This is a genomic window from Paenibacillus glycinis (assembly GCF_009909185.1).
GTDB classification, from domain to species: Bacteria; Bacillota; Bacilli; order Paenibacillales; family Paenibacillaceae; genus Paenibacillus_Z; species Paenibacillus_Z glycinis.
This window is the reverse complement of sequence record NZ_JAAAMV010000001.1, coordinates 485,461-501,595: the sequence shown is the minus strand read 5'-3', so window position 1 is coordinate 501,595 and position 16,135 is coordinate 485,461. Positions and strand designations below refer to the sequence as shown.

The window sequence follows — 16,135 nt, the reverse complement described above, 5'->3', positions numbered from 1 at the left end:
ATGCGGAAAACGATCATGGTCGTGCTGGACGGCTTGCGCTACGATACGGCGCGCGCCGTCATGGGCTATATGGAGCATCTGGTCGAGAAGGAGCGCGCCGCCTGCTACCGCGTCAGCTCGGAGCTGCCGAGCCTATCGCGGCCGCTGTACGAGGTGCTCCTCACCGGGACGCCGCCCGTCGAGAACGGCATTACGGCGAATCATACGGTCAGGCTGTCGAATCAGCGCAGCGTCTTTCATCTTGCAGCCGAGCGCGGACTCACGACCGCGGCGGCGGCCTATCACTGGGTAAGCGAGCTGTACAACCGCGCGCCGTTCAATCCGCTGACCGACCGGATTCAGCTGGACGGCACGTCGCCGATCCAATACGGGCTGTTTTATTTCGACGACACGTATCCGGATTCGCATCTGTTCACCGACGCCGAGTTTCTTCGGCAGGCTTATGCGCCGGATTTTCTGTACATCCATCCGATGAACATCGACGATATCGGGCATAAGCACGGATCGGATTCGGCCCAATACCGGCAGGCGGCCGGCACGGCGGACGCGATTCTCGCCGGCGTGCTTCCCGCGTGGCTGGAACACGGTTACCGCGTCATCGTCACGGCCGACCACGGGATGAACGAATTCGGCCAGCATGGCGGCACCGGCCGCGGCGAACGGGAAGTGCCGTTCTACGCCATCGGACCGGAATTCACGCCCGGCGTCTACGAAGCGCCTATTCCGCAGCTGGCGGTGGCTCCGCTCGTGTGCGGCCTGCTTGGCATCCCGGGCTCGCCAGCGATGAGACCCGCGGCGCTGCCGGGCTGCTCGCTGCAGCTTGCCCGCGAAGGCGGGGCCGGGGAATGAAGGTCGATTTTCATTTTCACTTGGAAGAAGGACCGTATTCGCTGCGCTGGCTGGAGCGGACGGCGAGGGCGCTCGCGGCAACGGCGCCCGGGGTCGGGCGGGAAGCGGAGACGGAGCGTTCCGCGCTCCATTCCTTGGCGTGGGTCGGCGGCGTCAGCCAAGCGCTGGGACGGCGGATCGAGCAGGGACCGTTCAGCCCCGATTGGATCGAACGGTATCTGGCCGAGGGAAGGCGCAAGGGGATCGAACGCTTCGGACTGGTCGATCATTTGTACCGGTTCGAGGAGTTCAAGCCGTATTATCTGAATCATATCCGCGTCGACGACACGCCGCTCGGCATCCTGCAGCGGGAATGGCTGGACCGGGTATGCGTGACGTCGGCGGCCGCGTTCATCGAAGCGGCCCGAGACGCCGCCGGCCGCGACGGGGCGCTGTCGGTCGGCGTCGAGGCGGATTATTTCGCCGGCGGGGAAGCGGAGCTGGCCGCGCTGCTCGGCACGCTGGACGTGGATTACGTGATCGGCTCCGTCCATTTCATCGACGGCTGGGGCTTCGACAACCCGGAGACGGCGGACCGGTTCGAGGACGAGAACCTGGAGTCGCTGTATGCGCGGCATTTCGCGCTCGTTCAGCGGGCGGCCCGCAGCGGGCTGTTCGATATGATCGCGCATCCCGATAACCTCAAAGTGTTCGGTTACCGGCCGGATGAAGAACGGCTGGCGGAGCTGTACAGGGAGACGGCGCTCGCGTTCGCGGAAGCGGGCGTCGCGACGGAAGTGAACACGGGCCTCGCTTACCGGTACCCCGTGAAGGAGATGTGCCCGAGTCCCGAGCTGCTCGCCGCGATGCATGCCTGCGGCGTGCCGGTTACGTTTTCCTCGGATGCGCATTTTCCCGACGATCTCGGCACGATGATCGACGAGGCGGTCGAGCTGGCCAAGCGAATCGGCTATACGGAGGCCGTATGGTTCAAGGACGGCAGGCGCCATACATGCGGCTTGTAGCCGACTCCGGGTCGGGCCGCTGCGGATTGCCGGGTCGCTCTCCGGCGCACGAACGCAAAAAGCACCTTTCACGGACCGCGATTGCCGCGGATCGGGAAGGTGCTTTTCTGCGTTTGCCGTTGTTTCGTCTTCGAGCGCCGCTCGCTAGCGCCGGCCTTGAGCGGCGGCAACGAAGGGAGCCGCCTCGGCGCCCGCTCCCGCATGCTGCTTGCGGAATTGCTTCGGCGTCATGTTGAACCGCTTCTTGAAGACGTAGTACAAGTAATTGCTGCTCGCGAAGCCGTGCTCCAGCGCGATCTGCTCGATCGGGCGGCTGCCTTCGACGATGGCGGAGCAGATCTGGGAGAGCCGGTAGTTTTCCAGGTAAGCCGTGAAGGAATCCTCGCCCTGCTCGCGGAACACCCGCTGCAGCTGCCTGGCGCTGATCGGAATCCGCTCGGCGACCTCCTGCAGCGTCAGCGGCTGCGCGTAGTTGTCGTGAATGAACTGCGTCGCGATCCGGAACCGGTGCTCGTTGATGTTGCGCGATGGCGGCTCGAACGTCACGTTCGGAATGGCGGACATCCGCGCGGAACGCAGCAGGATCTGGATGATCGCCTGCTTGATCGTCGAGAACGCGCCGGGCTGGCCTTCGTTCCAAGCGCGATAGGCCGTCAGGAACCAGGCCATCGCGTTGTACTGATCGACATGCGGCTTCATCGGCAGCGTATCGAGCGCCCGGATGCAGGCTTCCGCTTCGTGGCGTTCCCACGGATCGCCCCAGTTCCCTTCCTGATCCGTTTCCTTGATCGGCACGATGTCGATATGGAGGCAGAGCTCGTCCATCGCTTCCCGCGCGTCGGCTTCCTGCTGATGGATCACGTTCGGTCCTGTCAGGTAGAAGAGTCCCTCGTGGAGCGGATAGACGCTTTCCTCCAGCACGACGGTTCCTTTGCCGCGCGGAATAAAATGAAACTCGTATTCCGAGTGCTTGTGGAAACGGACGATTTTGCCGGGGGAAAAGGAGGTCAAGTGGCAGCGCAGCACGCGAAACCCGTAGCCTCCCCAGCGGAATTGGATATCGAGGCGGTCGATCGCGTCGTTGCGTTCGGCCATCAATGAATAAGCGAACGGCTTGGCCATGTTGTACTCCTCCTCTCCCCGTTTCGTTGAACGGACCTTAGTTTTGCAGCTCGGACAGGGATACCGAGCGTTTCTCCGCGTTCGAGATCGTCGCGGCTTCCATCAGCTTCGTCAGATCGACGGCAAGGCCGACGTTTTCCGTTGCTTCCGTGCCGTTCAGCACATGGCCGACCCATTGGTCGAAGGCGGAAATGCGCTTCTCCGGTTGTTCGATCGTGACCCATTCCTGCGCATCCAGCTTGTTGCTGCGCACGCGCACGACTTCATCCGGCGTGCCGTACAGCAGCGAGCCTTCCGTGCCGTGGATTTCCACGCTGAACGGGGAGTGGGCGTTGACGAAGCCCGCTTCGACGACGCCGATCGCGCCGTTCTCGTAGCGAAGCGTCGCGACCGCGTTGTCTTCGACTTCTTTGCCGGTCACGTAGCCGAACGTCGCGTTCACGCTGACGGGCAGGCCGAGGAAGAGGCGGGTCAGGTACATCGGGTGGCAGCCGAGGTCGATCAAGGCGCCGCCGCCGCACTGCTCGAGATTGTAGAAATGCTCCGGAAGCCAGTTGGCGATCGCGCCGTTGTGGGAGAGACGCACGCGGGCCTGCGTCAGCTCGCCGAGCAGTCCTTGGCTAAGCACTTCTTGCGCAGCCAGCGTATAGCGGTCGTTGAGGCGCGGCAGGGAAACCGTCAGCTTCACGCCGGCTTCGCGGACCGCCGCGATGATTTCGTTCACTTCTTTCGTCGTCGGAGCGATGACTTTCTCCGTGAAGATATGCTTGCCGGCGCGTGCGGCTTTCACCATGACGTCGCGGTGAATGTTCGTCGGCGTATCGACAACGACCGCATCGATGTCAGTGCGGGCGAGCAACTCGTCCAGATCGGCAAAGAAAGGCACGCCGAGCTTGGCTGCGGCTTCCTGGCCGCGGGCCGGAATTTCGTCCCAGACGGCGACGACCTCGGAATTCGGATTGTTTTGCACGTCTTTCGTGTAATCCCAAGCGTGAACATGCCAGTAGCTGAGCATTGCGATGCGAATCATTGATTTATTCCTCCTAATAGTGGGTCAAGGCCGGTTTGCCTTGGATTTGGCGCGCGATTAGAGTTTTATATGCTCTAATTATGCGACACATGTATACGGTAACACAAATAAAATCGCGCTATAATATGTTTCCATGACAATAAATCTGCAAAATCGCGACAAACCGGCTGTCGTCATTTCGCAAGCCGGCCGCAAATTGACGCAGACGCCGAATTGCGTCATGATAGAAGCAGACAAGCCTTGCGCGCCAGCGCGGCCAAAGCGCCGACACGCCGCCGAAAGGAGTGCCGCCATGCGGACGATCATCAAAGCGCCGATTCACGTTTACCGCCGTTTCATATCGCCGATCAAGCCGCCGACGTGCCGGTTCTATCCGAGCTGCTCCGCCTACGCGCTGGAGGCGATCGACAAGCACGGGCCCTTGCGCGGCAGCTGGCTCGCGGCCAAGCGCATTTGCCGCTGTCACCCTTTTCATCCCGGCGGGATCGACTACGTGCCTCCTACGCGCGAGGAGCTTGCACGCAGGCCAACCGCCCCGCTTGACAGCCCCTCGGGGGATTCGGTATAGTTTCAGCAAGAGCATTCCTTCCAATAAACGCATACCATTTTTCGATGAACGGATAAGTACTTACGCGACGACCTTACCAGAGAGCCGGGGCAGCTGGAAACCGGCAGGGTGCAGCCTTAAGGAAAATGGTCCGGGAGAACCGCTTTCGAGCAGCAGCGCGCGACTGGCTGGGGCAAGGCTGCGGCGACTGACCTCGTTACCGGTCTGATGCTCATCCGATGCGGGTGAGCCGAATGAAGCTTTCTTCCTTTATCGCGAGTGCCATGCGGCGCCGCCGGACGGAAGAGAGGAATTTGGGTGGTACCACGTTAGCGACAGCTTTCGTCCCATGGCGGACGGGGGCTCTTTTTGTTTTTCGAAAACGATGCATGCTTGCTCCGGCAGGCAAGAGGGAGTGTTACCCATGAGCGAAACGAAACCAACCTTTTACATCACGACCCCGATTTATTATCCCAGCGACAAGCTGCACATCGGACATGCCTACACGACCGTGGCGGGCGATGCCATGGCGCGCTACAAGCGCCTGCGCGGTTACGATGTCTGGTATCTGACGGGCACCGACGAGCACGGGCAGAAGATCGAGCGCAAAGCCGCCGAGAAGGGCAAGACGCCGCAGCAATTCGTTGACGATATCGTCGTGCTGATCAAGGATCTGTGGAAGAAGCTGGACATCTCCAACGACGATTTCATCCGGACGACGGAAGAGCGCCACAAAGTTGTCGTCGAGCGGATCTTCGACCGGCTGCTGGAGCAGGGCGATATCTATAAAGGCCATTACGAAGGCTGGTATTGCACGCCGTGCGAGTCGTTCTTCCTGGAACGCCAGCTCGTTGACGGCAACTGTCCGGACTGCGGACGTCCCGTGGAGCTGGTCAAGGAAGAGAGCTATTTCTTCCGGATGAGCAAGTACGCCGACCGGCTGCTGCAATTCTATGAAGAAAACCCGGATTTCATCCAGCCGGAATCCCGCAAGAACGAGATGATCAACAACTTCATCAAGCCCGGACTGGAAGATCTCGCGGTATCCCGCACGACCTTCGACTGGGGCGTCAAGGTCAAGGGCGATCCGAAGCATGTCGTGTACGTCTGGATCGATGCGCTGTCCAACTACATCACGGCGCTCGGTTACGGTACGGACGAGAGCGGACGGTTCGACAAATTCTGGCCGGCGGACGTTCATCTGGTAGGCAAGGAAATCGTCCGGTTCCATACGATTTATTGGCCGATCATGCTGATGGCGCTGGACGTGCCGCTGCCCAAGAAAGTTTTCGCCCACGGCTGGCTGTTGATGAAGGACGGCAAAATGTCCAAATCGAAAGGCAATGTCGTGGATCCCGTGACGCTGATCGACCGTTACGGCCTCGACGCGCTTCGTTATTATTTGCTGCGCGAGGTGCCGTTCGGCGCGGACGGCACGTTCACGCCGGAAAATTTCGTGGAACGGATCAATTTCGATCTCGCCAACGACCTGGGCAACCTGCTCAACCGGACGGTCGCGATGATCGACAAATATTTCGCCGGCGAAGTGCCTGCTTACGAGGGACCGGTCACGGCGTTCGACGAGAAGCTCTCCGCGCTGGCCCAAGGCACGGCGGAGCAGGTGGAAGCGGCGATGGAACGGATGGAGTTCTCGGTCGCGCTTACCGCCATCTGGCAGCTCGTCAGCCGGACGAACAAATACATCGACGAAACGCAGCCGTGGACGCTGGCCAAGAGCGAAGAAAAGCGCGGCGAGCTGGCTTCCGTCATGCACCACCTGGCGGAATCGCTGCGCATCATCTCGATCCTGCTTCAGCCGTTCCTGACGAACGCGCCGCTCAAGATCCGCGCGCAGCTGGGCATCGCCGAAGGCGAGCTTACCGCCTGGGACAGCACGAAGCGCTTCGGCAGCCTGCCAGGGGGCACGCGCGTCGCGAAAGGCGATCCGATCTTCCCGCGTCTTGACGTCGCGGAAGAAACGGCGTTCATCGCCGTATCCATGAACGGCGGAGCTGCGCCTTCCGAGCCGGAAGCTGCGCAGGAGGCTCCGGCTGCCGCGGCGGACGCAGCCGCAGCCGCAGTGGACGCGGCTCCAGCCGTAACCGCGCTCGAAGCGGCCGCTGCGCCGGAATCCAAAGAAGAAATCGGCATCGACGATTTCGTCAAAGTCGAGCTTCGCGTGGCCCAGGTGCTCGCCGCCGAACCGATCCCGAAAGCCGACAAGCTGCTGAAGCTGCAGCTGGACCTCGGCTTCGAGCAGCGCCAGGTCGTGTCCGGCATCGCCAAGTTTTACAAGCCGGAGGAGCTCGTCGGGCGCAAGGTCATCTGCGTGGTGAACTTGAAGCCGGTGAAGCTGCGCGGCGAGATGTCGCAGGGGATGATCCTGGCCGCGTCCCACGGCGATCAGCTGACGCTCGCCACCGTGCCGGACGATATGCCGAACGGCGCAATTGTGAAATAAGCGTGAATCTTGACCGCCGGAGCCCGACGCTTCGGCGGTTTGTTTGTTGACAGGGACCATGCCCCTCTATATAATCGTCATAGTAATGTTTACGATTATGAACGCGGCTATGAACGAAGATAGATAGACTGAGGTGCGGCAATGTCAGGAAAGTCCAAGTTTCGCAAAGCCGTCGCGGCGGCTTTGCTCGTAGTAATGGCGGCATTCGCGGCGGGCTGCGGCTCTTCCGGCCAAGGCAAGCTCGTGGAAGGGAAGCTGAACGTGGTGACGAGCTTTTATCCGCTCTATTTCCTCTCCCAGCAGATCGGCGGCCAGGAAGCCAACGTCATCAACATGATTCCGGCGGGCGTCGAGCCGCATGACTGGAGCCCGAAGAGCCGGGATCTGGACACGGCCTCGAACGCGCAGCTGTTTCTTTACAACGGCGCGGGCTTGGAAGGCTGGGTCGACGATTTTCTTCAAGGCTTGCCCGGCGCTTCCAAGCTGGTCACGGTGGAAGCGAGCCAAGGCATCGAGAAACTGTCCGGGAATCCGGACGGCGGCAGCGCGGATGCGGGCCATGTCGATCCGCATACGTGGGTCAGCCCCAAGTCGATGCTGGTCATGGCGGCCACGGTGCTGCGGAATTTCGAGGCAACGGATCCGGCGCACAAGGCCGGGTACGAAGCGAATTACGCGGTGCTCGAACAGAAACTCAAGGCGCTCGACCGGGAATATTCGGAGACGCTGTCGCCGCTCAAGCATAAGGACATCGTGGCGTCCCATCAAGCGTTCGCGTATCTGGCGCGTGATTACGGGCTGAAACAAGTGGCGATAATGGGGTTGTCGCCGGATGCGGAGCCGAAAGCGCAGGATTTGCTGCGAATTTCGAAATTCGTGAAGGCGAACGGCATCAAATATATCTTCTTCGAAGAGCTGGTCTCCGACGAAATCGCCAAGACGCTCGCCCATGAAGCGCATGTCGAGACGATGGTGCTGAATCCGTTGGAAGGTTTGACGCCGAAGCAGGCGTCCAAGGGGGAAGACTACTTCTCGCTGATGGAAGCGAATTTGCAAAATCTGGTGCAGGCTTTACAATAGAACTAGCGTGTACGGGATCGGGAGTGAAGCTGTATGTGGATTCAAGAAGGGCCGTCGCGGCTGAATTGCCACGAGCCGATCATCGAGCTGGATAACGTTTCGTTCGCGTACGAGCAGCGGCCGGTCATCGACGATGTCTGCTTTGCCGTGCAGGAACGCGACTTCGTCGGCGTGATCGGCTCGAACGGCGCGGGCAAGACGACGCTGATGCGCATGATCGTCGGGCTGCTGAAGCCGACGAACGGTACCATCAAGCTATTCGGCAAGCCGATCGGCGAGTTTCGCGACTGGGATCGGATCGGCTACGTGCCGCAGAAGAATTCGTTCAATCCGCTGTTTCCGGCAACGGTGCGGGAGGTCGTGCTGTCCGGATTGTACAATCGCGGCAAGCTGTTCAAGCGGGTGACGAAGGCCGACGCGGTCAAATGCGAGGAAGCGCTGCATGCCATGAAGATCGAGGATTTGGCCGGGAAGCGCATCGGACAGCTGTCGGGCGGCCAGCAGCAGCGGGCCTTCCTGGCGAGGGCGCTCATCAATAACCCGGCGCTGCTCATACTGGACGAGCCGACCGTGGGCATCGACGCGGAGACGCAGGAGGGTTTCTTTCATCTGATCAAGCACATGCACCAGCACCATAACATTACGTTCCTGATGGTGTCGCACGACATGGAGATGATTCGGTCCTACCTGGGGCACGAGCCGAAGCAGCAGAGCGGAAAGATCAAATTTTACGTGAAGCATTCCCACGATCTCGAGGATTGTGTGGAAACGAACCTGACGCACAGCCTTCGAGAGCTGCGTCATTCCATGGAGAGAGGGAAAGTAGGCGTATAACGGTTGGATATCTTAACGCTTGAATTTTTTCAGAGGGCGCTGATCGGAGGCGTTCTGATCGGCATCACCGCGCCGCTCATGGGGCTGTTTCTCGTGCTGCGGCGATTGTCGATGATCGGCGATACGCTGTCGCACGTATCGATCGCGGGCGTGGCGCTGGGATTTCTCATCGGGGTATACCCCGTGGCGGTCGGGCTCGTGTTCGCGATCGCGGCGACGTTCGCCATCGAGAAGCTGCGCAAGGCATACAAAACGTACGCGGAGCTGTCGATCGCCATTATCATGTCCGGCGGCGTGGCGCTGGCGTCGCTGCTGTTCTCGCTGGGGAAAGGCTTCAACGTCAGCGTCACCGGTTATTTGTTCGGCAGCATCTATACGCTCGATACGATCGACCTGCTGCTGATCGGCATCGTGACGGTCGTCGTGCTCTTGGCGATCGGACTGCATGCCAAGGAATTGTTCCTGCTTACGTTCGACGAGGATGCGGCGGCGGTCAGCGGGCTGCCTACGCGGTATTTCAATTTCATGATCAGCATTCTTACGGCGCTCGTCATCAGCGTCTCCATCAAGATCGTCGGAGCGCTGCTCGTATCGGCGCTGCTCACGATTCCGGCCGCGTGCAGTCTCGTCATCGCCAGGAGCTTCCGGCAGTCCATCGTGACGGTCGTCGCGGTCGCCGAATTGGCGGTCGTTGCCGGGTTAATGACGGCCGGTCTATGGAATTTGGCTCCGGGCGGCACGGTCGTCATGCTGCTGATCGTTATACTGTTGGTGCTGCTCTCCTTTAGGAGAAAGTTCAGCGCAGGCTAGAAGCGGGAGGAATCATTCATGTCAGACGTAACGGTATGGGCGGCGTTCGGGGCGGGGATCGCATCATTCATCTCGCCGTGCTGCCTGCCGCTTTATCCGTCTTATCTATCGTACATAACCGGCGTATCCGTCGCCGACCTCAAGAGCGAGCGTCCCGGCAGGGAAGTGCGGATTCGCACGATGAGCCATACGCTGTTTTTTATACTCGGATTCTCGATCGTATACTATACGCTAGGCTACGGCACGAACGCCTTCGCCGAGCAATTCTCGAAGTACCAGGACCTCATCCGCCAATTGTCGGCGGTGCTTATTATTTTGATGGGTCTGATCTTGGTAGGGCTGATTCAGCCGAAAGTGCTTCTCCGCGAGATGAAAATGCCCTTGCGCATGAAAAAGTCCGGCTACCTGGCTTCGTTCATTTTCGGCATCGGCTTCTCCGCGGGCTGGTCGCCCTGCACGGGACCGATCCTGGCCAGCATCCTGCTGCTCGCGGCATCCGAGCCGGGCACCTGGTTCGAGCTGACGACCGCCTACGCGCTGGGGTTCGCCATTCCTTTCTTCGTTCTGGCGTTCTTCATCGGATCCACGCGTTGGATCGTGCGCTATTCTAACCTCATGATGAAAATCGGCGGAGCCGTCATGCTCCTGATGGGCATCCTGCTCTTCACGGACCAAATGACCAAAATCACCATTTGGCTCAATTCCGTGACCCCTGAATTCATGAAATTCTAGAAGTTTCTGAAGGGTTAGTGCCCGGAAGTCAGTACGGAGTCGGAAAAGCGACAGGTGAATACAGCATTCCTGTCTTATGACAGGGATATGTTGACAATCACCTTAAGCGGTCGCCTTTGTAGTCGGATAATCACCTTTAATGATTCGATCAAATTATTCCGACTACAACAGCGATTGGAGATCCGTGCTGACTGCAGGGCATGCTCTTCACTAACTTTTAAGTGAAGTATTCGATCTTCGCATCCTCGAAATGTTCAAAGATGCGCTCCGAGATAAACATGCGGAGCGCTTCTGCTTGTTCATCGGGGTAAACGTATTTGCCCTGTCCCCAGCGGCCCCATTTGTATTTGCGCTTCTCGATGTCCATCTCGAGCTTCGTCCGGGGATAACGTTTCTCGATCACGTTCTTCGCCGTCTTCGTGAACCGGTGCTGGATCAGCTCGAACGTGAGGTTGGACGAGGCGTTCTTCGGCAGCGCCTTGGCGAGCGAGTCCAGCAGCTCGGCGTAGCCTTTCTGCCAGCCCTCGTGCCAGATGATGGGGGCGATGATGAACCCGAGCGGGTAGCCGGCGCCGGCGATTTTGGCCGCGGCCGCGATCCGTTCCTCGAATGGCGAGGTAGCCGGCTCGAAATGCTTGATTACGTACTTGGCGTTGACGCTGAAGCGGATCCGCGTATGGCCGTTATGCTTGATATCGAGCAGAGAATCGACATAGTGGAATTTGGTCACGAAACGAAGCCGTCCGTATTCCTGGTCCGCCATGAACGTAATGAGCTCCTTCAAGCTGCCGGATATCGGCTCCAGGCCGACGGGATCGGACGTGCAGGCGGCTTCGAATCGGGTGATTTCCGGGATTCGTTCGTCGATATAACCTTGGGCTGCCTGCAGGATGTCGTCCATGTTGACGTAGACGCGAATATAGGGCTTTGCGCCGAGCGTCGTTTGCAGGTAGCAATAGTGGCAATGGCCCATGCAGCCGGTCGCGATCGGAATGGCGTATTCCGCCGACGGCTTGGAGGTATCGAATTTCAGCGTTTTACGGACGCCGACGACGAGGGTTCGTTTGGCGATCTTGTATTGCTCCGATTCCGTCTCGCCGGGGAAATTCAAGATCCGGTTATGGGAAGAGGTCATCAGGTAAGGGATGTCCATGGCCTTGACCCATGCCATGATTTTCTGTCCTTTTGGATAGTCGAGGGATGCGGGTTCGAAATAAACGAGTTCGGGTATGAACGATTCGTGAACGCGTTTCTGCCGCGTCGAATGCTCGGGCGTCATGATGCCCATGGCTGCAGGCCTCCTTGGGTTCGAGTTCGGGATACGGGTAGTTTGGGAAAACAAGCGCGGCCGCAAACATGGAAAGTTAAGTGCGCCGGCGCGGGTTGCGGCGTGGGGGCAGGCAGTGTATGATACTAAGAGTGAGCGCGGACGGCGAAGCTGCTGGCATCCTGCCGCGCGCAGGGAATCCGTACGTACGGGATGCTGGTGAAATGGAGGTTGTTTAATGCCGACTCCGAGTATGGAGGATTATCTGGAACGGATTTATAAATTGATCGATGAGAAGGGCTATGCCCGTGTCTCCGATATCGCGGAAGGATTGGAAGTGCATCCGTCTTCCGTCACGAAGATGATTCAGAAGCTGGATAAGGACCAGTATTTGATCTACGAGAAGTATCGCGGTCTCGTGCTGACCAACAAGGGGAAGAAAATGGGCAAGCGGCTGATGGAGCGCCATCATCTGCTGGAATCGTTCCTGACCGTGATCGGCGTGCAGGAAGAGAACATCTACAAGGATGTCGAGGGAATCGAGCATCACTTGAGTTGGGATTCCATTACGTGCATCGAGACGCTGGTGGAGTTTTTTCGGAGAGAACCAGAGAGACTGGAAGCGTTTAAATCCATCCACTCCGAACTGAACACCGAAGAAGCATGACAAAGAAGAAGGGGCTTTCCAAAGACGCATGTCACCATGCGGCCCTTGGAAAGCCCCTTCTTCGTCGTTAACGCCTTTCAATGATACTTAGGCAAGTCATCGTCGTCCTTGCCGCCTTCGATCACGCGGAACGGCATGTTCTTGCGGGTTTTGGTTCGGCCGGCCTGCTGTTGGTCTTTGCGAGCGCTTGCTTTATACCGCTGATGCGGTTTCGCTTTCGCTTTTGCGGCGGCAGCCCCCGGCGGAAACTTGTAGAGCAAGTAAATCACGCCGAAGACAGCGACCGGAATAAGAAGCTGATAGGGATTGCTGATCGTTTGCGAAACAAGGCCGATGACGACAAGCGATAGGATGATGATGGTTGGCAGACTCAGTTTACGAGGCATGACGCGCTCACCCTTCCTTCCCGAATCAAGGTTGTTTGAAGCTCTTAGCGATTACGAATGCTGCCGATCCAATTCCAGCACGCGGTTGAACGAAGCGATGGAGACCGCGACCTGTTCGTCCGTGGGCTCTTTCGTCGTCAGCTTCTGCAGCCACAGGCCGGGATAGCCGAGGAAGCGAAGCACCGGCAGGTCCCGCAGCGCGTTCGTGAAACGGAGCGCTTCATAGGAGAATCCGAGGACGACCGGCAACAGAAGAACGCGCAGATATACTCGTTCCCACAGCGAATCCCAATGAAAGAAAGAATACACGACGATGCCGACGAGCACGGAAAACACGATAAAGCTGCTTCCGCAGCGATAATGAAGCCGGGTAAAACGTTGGACGTTCGAGACGGTAAGCTCCGCTCCCGCTTCGTAAGCGCTTATTACTTTATGCTCCGCGCCGTGATATTGGAAGAGACGCTTGATCAGCGGCGTAAGCGAGATGATGTATAGATACGAGAGAAGGAACAGGATCTTGATGATTCCTTCCAGCAGGTTGTGTACTATTATATTCTTGAACGCATGTCCAAAGATCAATTGTTCGATCAAAGCGGGCACGACGGTAAACACTAATTTACCGACGATGAAGGAAATGATTCCCGCGACGGCCACGCCGACGATCATGCTGAGGCTCCAGCCTTTTTTTTCTTTTTCTTGCGATTTGGCGATCGACCCGTCCTTATCGTCCTCGAGCTCGTCCTCCGCGTACGATTCCATGGAGAAATTCAGATGCTGCGAACCCTTCGCGCTCGATTCGAGAATGGCGACAACGCCGCGGACGAGCGGAATTTTCTTCAGCTTTTGAATCCAAGGCGTCGTTTTGCGCGGGACTTCGTAGAACTTGATTTCGTTATTTTTGCGGCGCACTGCGGTAACGTTCGCGTTTTTTCCCGCAAACATGACGCCCTCAATGACGGCCTGTCCGCCATAAATGTTTTGCGTGCTTTGCGACAAGGGCGAATCACCATCCTTTAGGTTGACGTAGGTTCTCTAGTAAAAACAGATTTCTCTCTCATTGTACTTGATTCTACGCGACATTGCGAGCGGGATCCTTTACCGGGCGCGCCCGGATGGATTTGGAGACCGTTCCGCTGCGCATACTAAATGCAGGCTCCCTAAACTGATGTTTGATCAACGGAGGAATGTCGATGCGCAACTCGCCGAAGGACCGGAAACAGCAAGCAAATCGAACCGAGTACAACGGAACGACCAATACGAACCCTTTCTTTTACTGCCTGCAGCTGGGCTTTTTTGCCGGCTTGATATGGGGACTCGTGCGCTGGCTGCTGTACATCATTCATTTCACGAAAGTGCTTCCGGGATTCCTGGCGGATCCGTTCTTCCGGCAGTCGTTCCTGAAGACGAGCTGGGGACATCTGCTCGGCATCGGCTTTTTTATCGTCTTTTCGATTCTGGCCGCGCTGCTGTACAAGCTGCTGCTCGGCCGGATCGCCGGGCCATGGCCGGGGTTGTTTTACGGCTTGTTTTGGTGGGCGGTGCTGTTCCCGCTGGCGGGTCCGGCGCTGGGATTGTTCCAGCCGATCACCAAAATCGGCTACGATACGATCTTCACGGAATGCGCGTTGTTCCTCGTCTGGGGCCTGTTTATCGGCTACACGATCGCCTTCGAATATACGGACGAAGCATCCCGCGAACCGGCGGGCGCGCACTAGAAGGGCCGGCCGCCCCGGCACTTCTCAAAGCATAGGTCTTTGTGGTAGAATGGCTAATGATCTATGCGCCGGGAGGGCTTCTCAATGACTTCGATTCTTGTATTGAACGGGCCGAATCTCAATATGCTCGGCATCCGCGAGCCAGGCGTTTACGGCTCGATGTCGCTGCCGGCCATCGAAGCGCTGGTGCAGCGGAAGGCGGACGAATTAGGCATTCGCGTATCGTTCTTCCAGTCCAACCACGAAGGCGCGCTTATCGACCGCATTCATGAGGCATACGGGACGGAAGACGGCATCGTCATCAATCCGGGCGCATTCACGCATTACAGCTACGCGCTGCGCGACGCGTTCGGCAGCGTAGGCTTGCCGGTCGTCGAAGTGCATATCTCGAACATCCATAAACGCGAGGCTTTCCGCCACGTATCGGTTATCGCGCCGGCGGCGCTTGGCCAAATCGCCGGATTCGGGGTCCAGAGCTACGTGCTTGGACTGACCGCGCTCGTACAGCATCTCAACGATAAGGAAAAAGGGTGATGGAATGACGACGGCACGCATAGCGGGCTTGAGAGAGAAACTGGGGCATCTCGGCGCGGACGCGATTCTCGTCACGAACGCCGTGAACCGCAGATACATAAGCGGATTTACCGGTTCTTCCGGCGTCTTGCTGATTTCGCAGAGCGACAGCTGGCTGTTGACCGACTTCCGGTATATGACGCAGGCGCCTCAACAGGCGGTCGACTTCACCGTCGTGGAGCACGCGCCCAAATGGATCGAAACCGTGAAGGAGCTTGCCGTATCGGCGGGCGTCAAGAAGTTGGCCTTCGAGCAAGACACCGTCGTGTTCAGCGAGTACGCCGCTTGGCGCGAGGAATTGGACGGCGCGATCGAGCTTGTGCCGGTATCGGGCGTGATCGAAGCACTGCGGATGTACAAGGACGAGTCCGAGCTTGCGATCATGCGGGACGCTTGCCGGTTGGCGGACGAGACGTTCGAGTATATGCTTTCCTTTATTAAACCGGGCCTGCGCGAGAGCGACGTGGCGCTCGAGATGGAAACGTTCATGCGGCGCAAAGGCGCAACCTCGACGTCGTTCGACACGATCGTCGCGTCGGGCGAGCGTTCCGCGCTGCCGCACGGCGTCGCGAGCGACCGCGTCATCGGCTTGAACGAATTCGTGAAGCTTGATTTCGGCGCGTACTACAACGGCTATTGCTCGGACATTACGCGAACGGTCGTCGTCGGCAAGCCGACGGACCGCCACCGCGAAATCTACGACATCGTCCTGGAAGCCCAGCTTGCGACGCTGGCGGGCATCAAGCCCGGCATGACGGGCAAGGAAGCCGACGCGATCGCGCGCGACATCATCACGCGATACGGCTACGGCGACAAATTCGGCCATGGCACGGGGCATGGCCTCGGCATGGAAATTCACGAGGCGCCGCGGGTTTCGAAAGCGGGCACGACCGTGCTCGAACCCGGCATGACCGTGACGGTCGAACCGGGGATTTACCTGCCGGGCTTCGGCGGCGTCCGCATCGAGGACGACATCGTCATCACCGCCGACGGAATTTCATTGTTAACCTCATCTCCGAAAACCTTGTTTATTTTGGAATGAGTTAAACTTAAATCAA

At 58.6% G+C, this 16,135-nt stretch carries 17 protein-coding genes; 12 read left to right on the top strand and 5 right to left on the bottom strand.

Translation table 11 applies throughout. From position 1 onward, the window contains the following. Both GT019_RS02395 and GT019_RS02390 read left to right on the top strand, forming a co-directional pair. A complete protein-coding gene (locus GT019_RS02395; RefSeq protein ID WP_161740795.1) occupies positions 1-849 on the top strand; it encodes an alkaline phosphatase family protein in 849 nt (282 codons plus the stop codon). Next, positions 846-1,853 (top strand): PHP domain-containing protein, encoded by a 1,008-nt coding sequence (locus GT019_RS02390; RefSeq protein WP_161740793.1) that lies wholly within the window; start codon positions 846-848, stop codon positions 1,851-1,853. Before GT019_RS02395 ends, GT019_RS02390 begins: the two co-directional genes overlap by 4 nt. 144 nt (positions 1,854-1,997) lie before the next feature. Here the strand turns inward: GT019_RS02390 and GT019_RS02385 are convergent, their stop codons facing one another. Next, entirely contained in the window at positions 1,998-2,975 is a 978-nt protein-coding gene (locus tag GT019_RS02385; protein ID WP_161740791.1) for an AraC family transcriptional regulator, read from the bottom strand. Between the two features lie 37 nt (positions 2,976-3,012). Further along, the gene (locus GT019_RS02380; RefSeq protein ID WP_161740789.1) at positions 3,013-4,005 is read right to left on the bottom strand and encodes a Gfo/Idh/MocA family protein; all 993 of its coding nucleotides are present in this window, start codon (positions 4,003-4,005) and stop codon (positions 3,013-3,015) included. A gap of 292 nt (positions 4,006-4,297) precedes the next feature. On the opposite strand from GT019_RS02380, the gene yidD reads away from it, so the two are divergent. From yidD to GT019_RS02350, 6 genes are all read left to right on the top strand, one after another. Further along, positions 4,298-4,573 carry a membrane protein insertion efficiency factor YidD gene (gene yidD / locus GT019_RS02375; protein WP_235946600.1) on the top strand — a complete coding sequence of 92 codons (276 nt, stop codon included), beginning with the start codon at positions 4,298-4,300 and terminating at the stop codon, positions 4,571-4,573. Between the two features lie 403 nt (positions 4,574-4,976). Continuing rightward, positions 4,977-7,013 carry a methionine--tRNA ligase gene (metG, locus tag GT019_RS02370; RefSeq protein ID WP_161740788.1) on the top strand — a complete coding sequence of 679 codons (2,037 nt, stop codon included), beginning with the start codon at positions 4,977-4,979 and terminating at the stop codon, positions 7,011-7,013. A gap of 141 nt (positions 7,014-7,154) precedes the next feature. After that, on the top strand, positions 7,155-8,093 hold the full coding sequence (locus GT019_RS02365; RefSeq protein ID WP_161740785.1) for a metal ABC transporter solute-binding protein, Zn/Mn family: 939 nt from the start codon (positions 7,155-7,157) through the stop codon (positions 8,091-8,093). A gap of 33 nt (positions 8,094-8,126) precedes the next feature. Further along, positions 8,127-8,927: a metal ABC transporter ATP-binding protein gene (locus GT019_RS02360; protein ID WP_161740784.1), complete on the top strand. Its 801-nt coding sequence runs from the start codon at positions 8,127-8,129 to the stop codon at positions 8,925-8,927. Between the two features lie 3 nt (positions 8,928-8,930). After that, positions 8,931-9,737 (top strand): metal ABC transporter permease, encoded by an 807-nt coding sequence (locus tag GT019_RS02355; RefSeq protein ID WP_161740781.1) that lies wholly within the window; start codon positions 8,931-8,933, stop codon positions 9,735-9,737. Positions 9,738-9,755: 18 nt separating this feature from the next. Next, complete coding sequence (locus GT019_RS02350; protein WP_161740779.1) at positions 9,756-10,469, top strand: cytochrome c biogenesis CcdA family protein; 714 nt, start codon at positions 9,756-9,758, stop codon at positions 10,467-10,469. A gap of 217 nt (positions 10,470-10,686) precedes the next feature. On the opposite strand, the gene splB is transcribed toward GT019_RS02350, so the two are convergent. Continuing rightward, positions 10,687-11,748 (bottom strand): spore photoproduct lyase, encoded by a 1,062-nt coding sequence (gene splB, locus GT019_RS02345; RefSeq protein ID WP_161741479.1) that lies wholly within the window; start codon positions 11,746-11,748, stop codon positions 10,687-10,689. A gap of 226 nt (positions 11,749-11,974) precedes the next feature. Between splB and mntR the strand changes: the two genes are divergently transcribed. Next, on the top strand, positions 11,975-12,403 hold the full coding sequence (gene mntR / locus GT019_RS02340; RefSeq protein WP_161740777.1) for a transcriptional regulator MntR: 429 nt from the start codon (positions 11,975-11,977) through the stop codon (positions 12,401-12,403). Positions 12,404-12,480: 77 nt separating this feature from the next. Here the strand turns inward: mntR and GT019_RS02335 are convergent, their stop codons facing one another. After that, positions 12,481-12,789 (bottom strand): hypothetical protein, encoded by a 309-nt coding sequence (locus tag GT019_RS02335; protein ID WP_161740775.1) that lies wholly within the window; start codon positions 12,787-12,789, stop codon positions 12,481-12,483. 51 nt (positions 12,790-12,840) lie between these two features. After that, entirely contained in the window at positions 12,841-13,785 is a 945-nt protein-coding gene (locus GT019_RS02330; protein WP_235946599.1) for a DUF1385 domain-containing protein, read from the bottom strand. 194 nt (positions 13,786-13,979) lie between these two features. Between GT019_RS02330 and GT019_RS02325 the strand changes: the two genes are divergently transcribed. From GT019_RS02325 to GT019_RS02315, 3 genes are all read left to right on the top strand, one after another. Continuing rightward, positions 13,980-14,504: a YqhR family membrane protein gene (locus GT019_RS02325; protein ID WP_235946598.1), complete on the top strand. Its 525-nt coding sequence runs from the start codon at positions 13,980-13,982 to the stop codon at positions 14,502-14,504. An 84-nt stretch (positions 14,505-14,588) separates the two neighbouring features. Further along, entirely contained in the window at positions 14,589-15,038 is a 450-nt protein-coding gene (gene aroQ, locus GT019_RS02320) for a type II 3-dehydroquinate dehydratase (RefSeq protein ID WP_161740771.1), read from the top strand. A 4-nt stretch (positions 15,039-15,042) separates the two neighbouring features. Then, entirely contained in the window at positions 15,043-16,119 is a 1,077-nt protein-coding gene (locus GT019_RS02315) for a M24 family metallopeptidase (protein ID WP_161740769.1), read from the top strand. Positions 16,120-16,135: the final 16 nt, after the last annotated feature.